Below are 14,148 nucleotides of genomic sequence, written 5' to 3'. Positions count from 1 at the left end.
CGGGAGCCGTCCGTGCAGCGCACGCTCTTCACCGACGACCACGAGACGTTCCGCGCCCTGGTCCGGGACGTGGTGGCGAACGAGGTGGTCCCGCACTACACCGCCTGGGAGAAGGACGGCCGGGTGCCCCGCTCGTTCTTCGAACTCCTGGGCTCGCTGGGCCTGTTGGGCATGGCGGTGCCGGAGGAGTACGGCGGGGGCGGCCGGCCCGACTACCGCTACAACGTCGTCCTCCAGGAGGAGGCGGCCCGCGCCCTGGTCACCCTGGGCACGGTCCGCACCCAACTCGACGTCGTCCTGCCCTACTTCCTCGCCTACGCCGACACCGCCCAGCGGCAGCGCTGGTTCCCCGGCCTGGCCTCCGGGAAGCTGCTGACCGCCATCGCGATGACCGAGCCCGGCACCGGCTCCGACCTCGCCGGGATCCGCACGACCGCCGTGCGGGACGGGGACACGTATGTGCTGAACGGGGCGAAGACGTTCATCACCGGCGGGCTGCTCGCGGATCTGGTGATCGTGGTGGCGCGCACGGCGTCCGACCCCGGGGACCGACGGGCCGGGCTGACGCTGCTGGTCGTCGAGGACGGCATGCCCGGCTTCACCCGGGGGCGGGTGCTCGACAAGCTGGGCATCAAGACACAGGACACCGTCGAGCTGGCCTTCGACGACGTCCGCGTACCGGTCGCCAACCGGCTCGGCGAGGAGGGCGCCGCCTTCTCCTACCTCGGCCACAACCTCCCCCAGGAACGGATGACGGTGGCGGTCGGCTCGGTGGCGCAGACGCGCGCCGCGCTGGACACGACGGTCGCGTACGTCAAGGAGCGCGAGGTGTTCGGGCGGACGGTCGCCGGGTTCCAGAACACGAAGTTCGAACTCGCCGCCGTCTCCGCCGAGTTGGAGGCGGCGCAGACCCTGCTCGACCGGGCGGTGCTGGAGCTGGTCGAGGGCCGGCTGTCCGGCGCGGACGCGGCGAGGGTCAAGCTGTTCTGCACCGAGGCGCAGGCCCGGGCAGTCGACCGCTGCCTTCAACTCTTCGGCGGATACGGCTACATGCTGGAGTACCCGATCGCCCGGCTGTACGCGGACGCCCGCATCACCCGGATCTACGCCGGGACGAGCGAGGTCATGAAGGTCATCATCGCCAAGTCTTTGGGGTTGTGAGCCATGGAGGACTTCTCCGGCAGGGCGGGCGTGGCGTTCGTCGCGGGCGGCACCGGCGGCATCGGCGCGGCCGTCGTACGGGCCCTGGCCGCGCGGGGCAGCGCGGTCGCGTTCACCTACCGGTCCGACCGGGACGGGGCGCGGGCACTGGCCGAGGAGGTGAAGGCGGCCGAGGTGCTGTGCGTCGACCTGACCGACGAGGAGGCGACGGCCCGGGCGGTGACCGGGACGGCGCGGGCGTACGGCGGGATCCACACGCTGGTGTACGCGGCCGGCCCGCATGTGCCGATGCGGCATCTGAGCCGGGTGACACCGGGCGAGTACCGGGCCCAGCTGGAGGCGGACGCGGTCGCCTTCTTCAACCTCGTCCATCCGGCGCTGCCCGTGCTCCGCGAGAGCCGCGGCAACATCGTCGCGGTGACGACCGTCGCCACGCGTCGCTTCCCGGTGCGCGACGGGCTCTCCTCGGGCGCCAAGGGCGCCGTGGAGGCGGTGGCCCGCGCGCTCGCCGCCGAGGAGGGCCGCTACGGGGTCCGGGTGAACTGTGTCGCGCCCGGCATGCTCCAGGACGGGATCGCGGCCCGGCTGATCGAGTCGGGCGAGCTGGACGAGGCGGCGCTCGCGGTCACCCGCCGCAACATTCCGCTGCGCCGGTTCGGTGCGGCGACGGACGTCGCGGAGGCGGTGGCCTTCCTCGCCTCGGACCGGGCGGGGTTCATCACGGGGCAGGCGCTGGGGGTCGACGGTGGCTACACCGTGTGAATCGGCCGGCCTCCGACGTACGCGGCGCGCACGGCGTCCGCCGAGAGCGTGCCGAGCGCCTCGCGCAGGGGGACGTGGAGCAGGCACAGGTCGGCGGTCGAGCCGACGGTCAACCGGCGGGGCCGGGCCGGGTGTCCGGGGCGCCCGAGGAACAGGCGCAGGGCGGCCGCGGGCGTGACGCCCTCCCCGTCGTCGCGTGCGACGGCGGCCCGCATCACCGCCCACGGGTCGTGGGTGCCGTAGGGCGCGTCCGTGCCGGCGGCGACCGGGACGCCCGCCTCGGCCAGGGTGCGGCAGCGGTAGAGGTGCGGGCGGTCGTCGGGGTGGACGTCGGTGGCGTAGGCCGCGGCGCGTTCCACGGGGAAGTGCGGCTGGGTCACCACGGTCACGCCGAGCCGGCGGATCCAGGCGACCGTCTCCGCCGGGACGACGGCGGCGTGCTCGATACGGTCGCCGGCGACCGGTCCCGCCTCGTCCAGGGCGAGCAGGGTCACCAGCAGCTGCACCCGGGTGACGCAGTGGACGGCGACGGGGCGGGGCCGCGACCGGGCGACGACGGAGGCGAGTTCGGCGGGGGACGGGAGGGTCGGGTCGTCGAGCATCAGCTTCACCGGACCCTCGGCGGACATCACGAGGACCCGCTGCGGGAGGACCGAGAGCATACGCGCGAGTCCCTCACGGGGGTGGGGGTCGGCGTTGGTGAAGCCGGTGACACCGAGCCGGGCGGCCCGCCGGCCGACCGCCGCCAGGTCGAGCGGCACGGGTGGGACGAGGTCCCGCAGCCGCCGGTCCTCCCGCCAGAGCCGGCCGTCGCCGTCGAGGCCCGCGGCGCGCAGGGCGGCGCTGTTGAGGAACCACATCGCCCCGCTGCGGTGCTGGACCCGCACCGGCCGGTCGGGGACGAGCGCGTCCAGCACCCGGCGGTCCAGCTCCCCGGCGACGCTCTCGTGGTAGCCGACGGCTCGCACCCACTCCCCCGGCGCACCGGACCGCAGCGCCGCCCCGAGCTCCCCGCCGCCGCGCACCGCGCCGGGTCCGACCCGCACCGACCCCGCCTCGGCGGCGAGCGCCGCCAGGTGCACATGGTGATCGTGCAGCCCGGGCAGCAGCGCACCCCCGCGCCCGTCGACGTCGGCAGCCCCGGGCAGCCCCGGCCCGATCTCGGCGAGCCGGCCGTCCCGCACCCGCACGTCGACCCGCCGCCGCCCGTCCACCTCCACATCCCGGATCAACACGACCGGGCCCCGGGTGCCTCGCCGTGGGGGTGCGCCCTCTCTCCGTACAGGTGCGCCACGGACTCGCCGTAGGGGTGCGGCAGGGACTCGCCGTACGGGTGCGCCATCTCTCCGTGCGGATGCGCCATGGGCTCGCCGTAGGGGTACGCCACGGACTCGCCGCACGGATGCGTCATGGACTCGCCGGACGGGTGTGCCACGGAACCGACCGCTCCGCCGTCCCGGGCCACGTCCGGCGGCGACGCTGCCGGGCGCCCGACTTCCCCGTGATGCGAGACCGCCTCCGGTCCCTCGCCGGTTCCCGGCCCGGTGACAGCCCACCGAGCCCCCGCGAGGCGCGCCGCGCACGCCGTCATCGACACGCACAGCAGCTCCCCGCCCCCGGCGGCCAGTGAGCGGGCGGTGGCGTGGGCGGCGAACAGGCCCGTGACGGGGTCGGCGAGCGCGTCGCCGAGGAACACCGGCCGGCCGGCCGGGTCCCGGCCGGTGAGGCCGCCCGCCACGGCCGCGTCGTCGCCGAAGGCGACCCGGTGGTCCGCACGGCCGTACCCGGTGATGCTCACCCAGACCCGGCCGGGCCGGGCGGCGAGGAAGTCCTCCGCGTGGATGCCGAGCCGGCGCAGCGCCCTCGGCCGGGACGCCTCGATCACGATGTCCGCCTCGGCGACCAGGTCGGCGAGTGCCGGGGTGGTGAAGTCGAGCACGCGGCTCTCGTGCCCGTCGTGCAGCAGCCGGTAGAAGGCGGGGTGCCCGAAGCGGGCGCCGTCGGGCCGGGCGGTGCTCTCCGCCTTCACCACGCGCGCCCCGGCGAGCCCCAGCAGCCGGGCGCAGAGCGGACCGGCCCAGAGGGCGGAGAGGTCGACGACCCGGAGGCCGGTGAGGGGGCGGGGCCGTCGGGGCCCGTGCCGGGTCGCCCGTACGGGGGGCCGGTCGGCGCCCGCCGAGGCGTGCGCCGCCGCCGGGATGCCCAACAGCTGGGCGTGGTGAGCGAGTTGCGCGGCGGTGACGCCCCGCGCCGCCGTGGGCAGATCGGCGTCAGGGGCCGCTCCGAGGAGGGCCAGCAGGGCGGGCAGGGCGGCCGTGTCGTCGGGGCGGGCCAGGTTGACGGCGGCCCAGCCGTCGGCGGTGGCGAGGAGCCGGCAGGAGCCACCCGCCGAGACCCGGCCGGGGAGGGCGGCGAACCCGGCGAGGCGGGCCCGGAGGAAGAGGGCCTCGGACAGGTCGACGGGGACGCCGGTCAGGGAGGTGAAGTCGTCGGCCGCCTCGGTGAGCGGCCCGAGGTACGGCGCCACGGACTCGGTCCAGGGCGGTGCGCTCGCGTCAAGAGTGGCGTTCTTCTCCATGCGAACACCCTTCTCCTCCAAGGTGAGGCAAGATTACACTCCGGGGGCCATGGAGCCGCCCTTCCGTCTGATCGACCTCGACCGCAGCACCGAGCCGCAGCACCAGCCGGGGCAGTCCGTGCTGGTGGGGGTGGCCGACCGGCCCCGGCCGGCGGGCGACGCGTTCGACGTCCTGCTGACGGCCGTGCCCGACCCGCCGCGCCCCTGGGTGGGATGCGCCGACCCGGACGCCGTCGTCCGTCTCCTGCGCGAGCGCGTCACCCGGCAGCCGGCGGCGGCCGTCACCCTCGTACAGGTCCTGCGGACGGGAGCCGCGCTGCCCGCCCCGGACCGGCTGGTCCTCGAATCGCTGGCGTACTCCGCGCTGCAGGGCGGTGCGGGTTTCCGCGACTGGCTGGCCGGCGCCCCCGCGCGCACCCCGCGCCCGGCCGCCGAGCCGGTGCTGCTGCGCCGCGACGGCGGACGCCTCACCGTCACCCTGGACCGACCCCGGGTGCGCAACGCCTTCGACGCCGCCACCCGCGACGCCCTGTGCGAGGCGCTGGAGGTGGCCGTCGCGGACCCCACGGTCACCCGCGTCGACCTGCGGGGCAACGGTCCCGCGTTCTGCAGCGGGGGCGACCTCGCCGAGTTCGGTACGTCCCGGGATCCGGCCGCCGCCCATCTGGTCCGGGTCGGCCGCAGTCCCGCCGCCCTGCTGCTGCGCTGCGCGGCCAGGGTGACCGCTCATCTGCACGGGGCCTGTGTGGGCGCGGGCATCGAACTGGCGGCGTTCGCCGGCCGTGTGCGGGCCGCACCGGACACCACGGTCCGGCTGCCGGAGCTCGGCATGGGGCTGATTCCCGGCGCGGGCGGCACGGCGAGCCTTCCGGTCCGGATCGGCCGGCGGCGCACGGCGTATCTCGCCCTGACCGGCACCCCGTTGGGGGCGGCGGAGGCGTACGCCTGGGGACTGGTCGACGAGATCGACGAGATCGACGAGGACGCGGGCGCCTGAGGGCTTGGTGACGGTCCGTCAGCCGGTGTGCGGAGGTGGCGCGGTGGAGCTGCGTACCAGCAACTCGACGGCCGGGACGCCGGGTTCGGGCGGCACCCGCCCGCCTTCCACCGCGGCGGCGAGGACGGCGACGGCACGATCCGCGACGGCGGCGAAGTCCTGGCGCAGGGTGGTCAGGGGCGGGGAGAGATAGGCGGCCGCGGGGACGTCGTCGAAGCCGACCACGCTCACGTCGTGCGGCACGGTCCGGCCGACCTCGGCGAACGCCCGGATCAGCCCGATCGCCATGTCGTCGTTGGCCGCGAACACGGCGGTGACCTCGGGCAGCCGGGCGAGTTCACGGCCCGCCGCGTAGCCCGAGGCGGGGGTCCAGTCGCCCTCGGCGGCGAGGGGCGGCTCGGGTGCCCCCGCGGCGGCCAGGGCCTCGCGCCAGCCGCGCACCCGTTCCCGGGCGCTGGACCAGTCCTGCGGGCCGGGGACGTGCCGGACCGTGCGGTGACCGAGGGCGAGCAGATGCCCGGTGGCGATCCGGGCGGCGGCGACCCCGTCGGCCTCGACGACGACGGCGCTGCGGCCGCCCGTCGTCTCGACGGGGGTGCCGAGGCTGACGACCGGCAGGTCGGTGGGGAGTCGGGTGGAGCGGCCGTCGTGGATCGGCTCGGCCAGCACGACGCCGTCCACACCCTGTTCCAGCAGCGACTCCAGGGCCGCCGTGACCCCCCGGCCGGGCGAGGTGGTCGCGAAGGCGCAGGCGTATCCGGCCCGGCGCACGGCCTGTTCCAGGCCGAAGAGGAGCGAGGTCGGACCGTGCAGCGCGGAGCCGAGGGCGACGACACCGATCCTGCGGTAGCGGCCCAGCAGGAGGGCGCGGGCGGCGGTGTTGGGGCGGTAGTCCAGCTCCCGTATGACGCGCAGGACGCGCTCGCGCACCTCGGGGCTGACATGGGGCTCGCCGTTGACGACCCGTGACACGGTCTTCTGCGAGACGCCCGCCGCCCGGGCCACCTCCGTCATCCCCGGACCGCGCCGGGGTCGGGGGGAGGACATGGGCGCTCCTGTCGCGTTCGGGTGCGACTACGCAGTCAAGCCGCTCGACGACCTCCCGAAGAACGGCTTGACTACGTAGTCACGTCAGTCTTGGCGGTGGATCCCCGCACGTCAAGACCCGTCCCGACCTTTCCCGGACACTCGTCACCCGACACACGGATTTTCCTCACACGTCATCCACGGCCCACCGGGGGCCGTAAATGCGCATTTCGATTCGGACATGCGCTCCAAAGAACCCATTTCTTTCGGGCGCCGATGTTTCCCCATTCGGAATTCATCCCGTTTCCTCCGCCATGGCCGTCCGCCGACGAGTGACCGAATCATTGCGGCTGGTTACCAGCCGATCGTTCGATCGTTGACCGGTGAGTAATAAGAGCACTACCGTCAACGCGTTTCGAGCAAGCGTTTTGATCCCGCCTTCCGCGGTGACCTGTGCCCGCGCGAATGCGGCGCACCGCCTTTGCTGTCCTGAACACCCCCCACCCTGCGGTTTCACGCTGATTCGGAGAATCATGACGTCCGCTGCGCGTTCCGAGGACATGATCATCGGCATCACCCCGTTCGGCGAGCCCGACGCCGGTCTCGCCCTGGCGGTCGGCCGGGCCGGCGGCCTCGGCGTGCTCGATCTGGGGCCCGGGGACCGAAGAGCGCGCGAGGCGCTGGCCCGGCTGCGCCGCGCGTCACCGGGCGCCTTCGGGGTGCGGGTCGGACCGGGCTGCCGGCTCACCCCCGCCGATCTCCCGCCGGAGGACGCCGGGCCGCACACGGTGGTACTCGCCGCGGACGCGCGGTGGCCCGTGGCCGAGGTCGCGGGCCGGTACCGCGTGCTGGTGGAGGTCACCGATCTCGCGGGGGCCCGGGAAGCGGCGCGCGCCGGGGCGTACGGGCTGATCGCGCGGGGCGCCGAGTGCGGCGGCCGGGTCGGCGGGCTCAGCACCTTCGTCCTGCTGCAGCAACTGCTCGCGGCGCCGGATCCCGGGCTGCCGGTGTGGGCGTGCGGCGGCATCGGTCCGCGCACGGCCGCCGCCGCGGTGGCGGGCGGGGCGGCCGGTGTCGTCCTGGACAGCCAGCTCGCCCTGCTCGACGACTCGGCGCTGCCCGAACCGGCGGCCGCCGCGCTGCGCGCGATGGACGGCTCGGAGACCGTCGTCCTGGCCGGGCACCGTGTCCTGCGGCGCCGCGGCCCCGACGCCCCGCAGCTCCCGCAGGACACCGGGCCCGAGGCGGTGGCGGCGCTGCTCGGCGCACGCGATCCGCGCACCGAACTGCTCCCGGTGGGCCAGGACGGTTTCCTCGCGGCCCGCTTCGCCGACCGCTGGGGCGACGCCCGGCGCACGGTACGGGCCCTGCGCGAGGCGATGCTGGACGCCGTACGCGACGACACGGCCGTACGGGCCCTGTTGCCGGAGTCGCCGATGAGCGCCGCGCTCGGCACCCGGCTGCCGCTGGCCCAGGGGCCGATGACCCGGGTGAGCGACGAGGCGTCCTTCGCCGCCGCGGTCGCCGCCGAGGGGGCGCTGCCGTTCCTCGCGCTGGCGCTGGCCGACGGGGCGCGCACCCGGGAGCTGCTCGCCGCGACCCGGGACGCGGTCGCGGGCCGGCCCTGGGGCGTGGGCGTGCTCGGTTTCGCGCCGGAGGAGGTGCGCGCCGCGCAGCTGGAGGCCGTACGGGAGCTGCGGCCGACGCACGCGGTCATCGCGGGCGGACGGCCGTCCCAGGCGCAGGCGCTGGAGCGGGCCGGCATCCGGACCTTTCTGCACGTGCCGTCGCCGGGGCTGCTGCGGCAGTTCCTCCAGGCGGGGGCGCGCCGGTTCGTGTTCGAGGGCTCGGAGTGCGGCGGGCATGTGGGTCCGCGCGCCGGCTTCCCGCTCTGGGAGGCCCAACTCGCGGTTTTGGAAGACCACTTGGCCGAAGCCGACGGCTCGGACCTGGAGGTGTTCTTCGCGGGCGGGGTGCACGACGAGCGGTCGGCGGCGATGATCGCCGCGCTGGCCGCGCCGCTGACCGCCCGCGGGGCCGCGGTCGGGGTGCTGATGGGGACGGCCTACCTCTTCACCGAGGAGGCGGTGGCGCACGGCGCGATCCGCCCGCTGTTCCAGCGCCAGGTCCTGGCCGCCGAGGGCACCACGCTCCTGGAGTCCGCGCCGGGCCACGCCACCCGGTGCGTGCCGAGTCCGTTCGCCGCCGACTTCCGTACAAAGGCGGCCCGGCTGCGCACGGAGGGCCTGCCCGAGCGGCAGGTCTGGGAGGAGCTGGAGCGCCTCAACGTGGGCCGGCTGCGCCTCGCCAGCAAGGGCGTGACCCGCGACGGCGACGGCTCCCTCGTTCCGGTCGACGAGCAACGCCAGTACACGGAGGGGATGTTCATGGCCGGGGAGGTGGCCGTGCTGCGCTCGGCCACCACGACCCTCGCCGCGCTGCACACGTCCGTGACGACCGGCGCCGCCGCTCATCTCGCCCTGCGGGCCGCCGAGTGGGGCGGGACGGCGGGCGGGCGGGAGGAACCCGAGGCGCCGGCGCCGCTGGACATCGCGGTCGTCGGCATGGCCTGCATGTTCCCGCAGTCCCCCGATCTGCCCACCTTCTGGGCCAACGTCGTCGGCGGTGTCGACGCGGTCGGCGAGGTGCCGGCCGACCGCTGGGACCCGGCCGTCCACCACGGCGGGTCCACCCCGTCGAAGTGGGGCGGCTTCCTGCCGCCGATCCCCTTCGACCCGCTGCGCTACGGCATCCCGCCCGCGTCCCTCGGCAGTGTCGAACCGGTGCAGCTGCTGTCCCTGGAGGCCGCCCGGCGGGCCCTGGAGGACGCCGGATACGGCGACGGCGGAAGGGAGTTCGACCGCTCACGGACCTCGGTCGTGTTCGGCGCGGAGGCGGGCAGCGACCTGTCGAACGCGGCCACCCTGCGGGCCGTGCTGCCCTCGTACTACGGGAAGGTCCCGGCCGGCCTGGAGGAGCAGCTCCCCAAGCTCACCGAGGACTCCTTTCCCGGCATGCTCGCCAACGTGATCTCCGGGCGGATCGCCAACCGGCTCGACCTCGGCGGCGCCAACTACACGGTCGACGCGGCCTGCGCGTCCTCGCTCGCCGCGGTGGACGTCGCCTGCAAGGAGCTCGTCGGCGGCACCTCCGACGTGGTGCTGTGCGGCGGCGCCGACCTGCACAACGGCATCAACGACTACGTGCTGTTCTCCTCCGTCCACGCCCTGTCCCCCACCGGCCGCTCCCGGGCCTTCGACGGCTCGGCGGACGGCATCGCGCTCGGCGAGGGCGTGGCCTGTGTCGTCCTCAAACGGCTCGCGGACGCGGAACGGGACGGCGACCGGATCTACGGCGTCGTCAAGGGCCTCGGCGCCTCCAGCGACGGCCGCTCCCTCGGCCTGACCGCGCCCCGCCCGGAGGGGCAGCGCTCGGCGCTGGAACGGGCGTACCGCAACGCGGGCGTCTCCCCGGCCGACATCGGTCTCGTCGAGGCGCACGGCACCGGAACCGTGGTCGGCGACCGCACCGAACTGCGCATCCTGAGCGAGGTGTTCGCCGAGGCCGGGGCCGGGTCCGGGGCCTGTGTGCTCGGTTCGGTGAAGTCGCAGATCGGGCACACCAAGTGCGCGGCCGGACTGGCCGGGATGATCAAGACCCTGCTGGCGCTGTACACCGGTGTGCGGCCGCCGACGCTGCACCTCGAGGCGCCCAACGCGGCCTGGGACGCGAAGAGCAGCCCGTTCGCCTTCCACGCCGAGGCCCGGCCGTGGGCGGCGCCCGCCGGGGAACGGCTCGCCGGGGTGAGCGCGTTCGGGTTCGGCGGCACCAACTTCCACGCCGTGCTGAGCGCCTACGCGGACGGCGCGCCGCCGGCGCGCGGCCTGGACGCCTGGCCGGCCGAGCTGTTCCTGTTCCGGGGACGGGACGAGGGCGCGGCCCACCGGGCGGCCGAGGAGCTGCTGCGCGCGGCGGAGGCCGAGGGCCGGCCGTGGCGGCTGCGGGATCTGGCGCTGAGCGCGGCCCGGCGGTCGGACGCGAGCGGCGATCCCGTGCGGATCGCGGTCGTGGCGACGGACGCGGACGATCTGACGGGCAAGCTCCGGCGGGCGCTGCGCGGCGAGTCCGACCCCCGGCACGGGCTGCACACGTACGACCCGCAGGACGGCGCGGTCGCCTTCCTCTTCCCCGGCCAGGGCAGTCAGCGCCCGGGCATGCTCGCCGAACTCTTCCTGGCCTTCCCCGAGTTGCGCCCCTATCTGGAACTCGGCCGCTTTTACGCCGGCGCGCTGTATCCGCCGGCCGCCTTCGACGAGGCCGTACGGGACCGGCAGCAGGCCGCGCTGACCGACACCCGGGTCGCCCAGCCCGCCCTCGGGATGGCCGGGCTAGCCGCGCACGCCGTGCTCACGGCGGCCGGGGTGCGCCCCGACATGGCCGCCGGACACAGCTACGGCGAGCTGGTCGCCCTGTGCGCGGCCGGCGCCCTCGATCCCGAGACCCTGCTGGACCTGAGCGCCGAGCGGGCGGCGGCCATCCTGGACGCCGCCGCCGACGCCGGTCCGGAGCCCGGCACCATGGCCGCCGTCGCGGCCGGCGCCGAGGAGGTGGGCCGGGCCCTGCGGACGGCGGGCGCGCCGGACTCGGTCGTCCTCGCCAACCGCAACTCGCCCGAGCAGACGGTGATCTCGGGCCCGACCGACGCGGTCACGGACGCCGTACGGCTGCTGCGCGCGGCGGGTCTCGGGGCGAAGCGGATCCCGGTCGCCTGCGCCTTCCACAGCCCGCTCGTCGCCGGGGCCGGTGACCGGTTCGCCGAGGCGCTCGCCGAACGGCCGGTGCACGCACCCGAGTTCCCGGTGTGGGCCAACCGCACGGCCGCCCCCTACCCGGCCGACCCGGACGCCGTACGGGCCGGGCTCGCCGCGCAGATCGGGGCGCCCGTCGCCTTCGCCGAGCAGATCGAGGCGATGTACGCGGCGGGGGCGCGGGTCTTCGTCGAGGCCGGTCCGGGGTCCGTGCTGACCCGGCTGGTCGGACAGATCCTCGGCGACCGGCCGCACCGCACGGTGGCCTGCGAGCCCCGGCCTGGCGGCGGACTGCCCGGCTGGCTGGAGGCGCTGGCGCGGCTCGCCGTGGCGGGGCTGCCGGTGCGCACCGGCGGGCTGCTGCGCGGCCGGGACGCGGTCGACGCCGTCCACGCCCCCGTGCCGAAGCGGCCCGGCTGGACCGTGGACGGACAGCTGGTCCGCACGGCCTCCGGCGCCCTGCTGCCCGGTGCGCTCGCCCCCGCCCGACGCGTCCCTGACCCTGTCGAAAGGACCGTGCCGACTGTGACGACGAACCCTCCGCACGGCGTCCCGTCCGACCGGGACGCGCTGATCTCCGAGTTCCTGCGCACCAGCCGGGAGATGATCGCCGCCCAACGGGACGTGCTGCTCACCTACTTCGGGGCCACGCCGGGGGCACAGCCGCCGGCGCCGCTCGCACCGCGGACCGTGGCCGGGCCCGAGGTGATACCGGCGACGGCCGCACTCCCGGCGGCACCGGCACCGGTCGAGGAAACCGCATCCGTATCCGCGTCCGCCGGGGACACCGACGTCCGGCAGGTCGTCCTGGAGATCATCAGCGAGCGCACCGGCTACCCCGTCGACATGATCGAGCCCGACCTCGATCTGGAGGCGGACCTCAGCATCGACTCCATCAAGCGGGCCGAGATCGCCGGAGAGCTGGCGAAACGGCTGGGCACCGGGGCCGGGGCGGACCTCGCCTCGCTGGACGACGCCGAGTTGGAGGAACTGGCGAAGGCCCGGACGGCCGCGGCGGTGACGGACTGGCTCCGGTCCCGGCTGGACGGCCCGGCCCCGGCGGGCGGCACGGAGACCGCACGGCCGGCGGACGGTGCCCCTTCCCGGCCGGCCACCGGGGAGCCTTCCGGTCCCGGAGTGGTGGAACCGCCCCGACGGGGCGACCCGCAGTCCTTCCAACCGGCCGGTCCGGAGACTTCCCCACCGGCCGACCCGCAGACCTTCCGACTCGCCACCCCGGAGACTTCCCCGTCGGCCGGTCCGGAGACTGCCCCACCGGCCGGTCCGGACTCCCGCCCGGCCGACCCAGGCGCCGCCCGGCCCGTCGACGAGGTCGCCGGTGAGGCGCCCCGGCGGTATGTGCTGCGGCCGGTTCTGATGGGCGTCGGTGTGTCCGGGCCGTCCGTCGTGCTCTCCGGTGGCCGGTGGGCCCTCCTCGGGGACGCCCCGGAGATCGTCGCGCGCCTCGCGGCCCACGGCGCCGAGGTCGTCGTACACCCCCGGGACCACGCGCTGTCCGAGGCGGACGGGCCGGTGGACGGTGTGGTGTACCTCGGCGCGCTCGCGGGGCCCGAGGACGACGTGCCGGTGCTGCCCGACGCGTTCGGCGTGCTCAAGGCGGCCCTCGGGCGCGGTCCGCGCCGGCTGCTGGCCGTACGGCACCTGGACGCAGAGGCGCCGGACGCCCGTTCGGCCGGGCTGCGCGGGCTGTTCCGGACCGTGGCGCGGGAGTACCCCGAGACGCTCGCCCGGCTGGTCGACCTGACCGACGCCTCGCCGGACGCGGTCGCGCGCGCCGTGGTCGAGGAGGCCGTGGCCGCCGACGGGACGCCGGTGGTGGTGCGTGCGGAGGGCGGACGGTACGGCTTCGAGCTGGTGGAGGAGCCCCTGGGGGCGCTCGGCAGCACCGGCGCGGGACCGGCCGGGGACGGGGTCGCGGAGGCGGCCGCGCTCGGCCTGGAGCGGGACTCGGTGGTGGTGCTGACGGGCGGGGCGCGGGGCATCACCGCGCAGTTCGCCGCCGCCCTCGCCGGCGCCGCCCGCTGCCGGCTGGAACTGCTGGGCCGTACGCCCGCGCCGGACGGCCCCGAGGACCCCGGCACGGCCGCCGCGCGCACCACGGCCGAACTGCGGTCCGTGCTCGCCGCACGCGGCGGGCTGAAGCCGGCGGAGATCAACCGGGCCGCCGAACTCCTGCTGGCCCAGCGGGAGATCACCGCCACCCTCGGCGAACTCACCGCGCTCGGCGCCCGGGTGCGCTACCGCTCGGTCGACTTCCGGGAGCCGGAAGCGGTGGTGCAGACGGTCAAGGAGATCCACGCCGAGCACGGCCGGCTCGACGGCGTGGTGCACGCGGCCGGGGTCATCGAGGACCGGCTGATCGCGGAGAAGACCGCCGAGTCCTTCCAGCGGGTCTACGGCACCAAGGCGACCGGCGCGGACGCCCTGCTCACGGCGTTGGAGGAACTGCCGTCCGCGCCCGCGTTCACGGTGCTGTTCGGCAGCATCTCCGCCGTGCTCGGCAACCGGGGCCAGGTGGACTACGCCGCCGCCAACGACGCCCTGGAGACCCTCGGCGCCGCCTTCGCCGCCCGCACCGGACGGCGTGCGGTGACCGTGCACTGGGGCCCGTGGGCGCCCGCGCCCGGGCACGGCGGGATGGTCGGTGCGGAACTGGCCCGCGCGTACGCCCGGCGCGGCATCCGGCTGATCGACCCCGAGGAGGGCACCGCGGCGCTGCTGCGGGAGCTGGCGTGGGGCGATCCGTCGGTCACGGCCGTGGTCCACACCGCTTCGGGCTGGTGAACGGTGACGTC

7 protein-coding genes are annotated in these 14,148 nt (G+C 75.8%); 4 read left to right on the top strand and 3 right to left on the bottom strand.

The features are described from left to right. Nucleotides 1-12 precede the first annotated feature (12 nt). Both ABZ464_RS22145 and ABZ464_RS22140 read left to right on the top strand, forming a co-directional pair. Nucleotides 13-1,161 carry an acyl-CoA dehydrogenase family protein gene (locus ABZ464_RS22145; RefSeq protein ID WP_359279338.1) on the top strand — a complete coding sequence of 383 codons (1,149 nt, stop codon included), beginning with the start codon at nt 13-15 and terminating at the stop codon, nt 1,159-1,161. Nucleotides 1,162-1,164: 3 nt separating this feature from the next. After that, a complete protein-coding gene (locus ABZ464_RS22140) occupies nt 1,165-1,923 on the top strand; it encodes an SDR family oxidoreductase (protein ID WP_359279337.1) in 759 nt (252 codons plus the stop codon). On the opposite strand, the gene ABZ464_RS22135 is transcribed toward ABZ464_RS22140, so the two are convergent. Both ABZ464_RS22135 and ABZ464_RS22130 read right to left on the bottom strand, forming a co-directional pair. After that, on the bottom strand, nt 1,911-3,158 hold the full coding sequence (locus tag ABZ464_RS22135; protein WP_359279336.1) for an amidohydrolase family protein: 1,248 nt from the start codon (nt 3,156-3,158) through the stop codon (nt 1,911-1,913). The two genes, ABZ464_RS22140 and ABZ464_RS22135, sit on opposite strands and share 13 nt — an antisense overlap. Continuing rightward, the gene (locus ABZ464_RS22130) at nt 3,152-4,501 is read right to left on the bottom strand and encodes a CoA transferase (RefSeq protein ID WP_359279335.1); all 1,350 of its coding nucleotides are present in this window, start codon (nt 4,499-4,501) and stop codon (nt 3,152-3,154) included. The genes ABZ464_RS22135 and ABZ464_RS22130 overlap by 7 nt, the downstream gene beginning before the upstream one ends. 49 nt (nt 4,502-4,550) lie before the next feature. Here ABZ464_RS22130 and ABZ464_RS22125 point away from each other — a divergent pair, with 49 nt between their 5' ends. Next, a complete protein-coding gene (locus ABZ464_RS22125) occupies nt 4,551-5,498 on the top strand; it encodes an enoyl-CoA hydratase/isomerase family protein (RefSeq protein WP_359279334.1) in 948 nt (315 codons plus the stop codon). An 18-nt stretch (nt 5,499-5,516) separates the two neighbouring features. On the opposite strand, the gene ABZ464_RS22120 is transcribed toward ABZ464_RS22125, so the two are convergent. Continuing rightward, nucleotides 5,517-6,545: a LacI family DNA-binding transcriptional regulator gene (locus ABZ464_RS22120; protein WP_359279333.1), complete on the bottom strand. Its 1,029-nt coding sequence runs from the start codon at nt 6,543-6,545 to the stop codon at nt 5,517-5,519. A gap of 512 nt (nt 6,546-7,057) precedes the next feature. On the opposite strand from ABZ464_RS22120, the gene ABZ464_RS22115 reads away from it, so the two are divergent. Continuing rightward, complete coding sequence (locus ABZ464_RS22115; protein ID WP_359279332.1) at nt 7,058-14,137, top strand: SDR family oxidoreductase; 7,080 nt, start codon at nt 7,058-7,060, stop codon at nt 14,135-14,137. The last annotated feature ends 11 nt before the right edge of the window (nt 14,138-14,148 follow it).

Source organism: Streptomyces sp. NPDC005820 (assembly GCF_040630255.1).
Lineage (GTDB): Bacteria > Actinomycetota > Actinomycetes > Streptomycetales > Streptomycetaceae > Streptomyces.
Note: the sequence above shows the minus strand (reverse complement) of the source record. Positions and strands in the feature narration are given on the sequence as shown.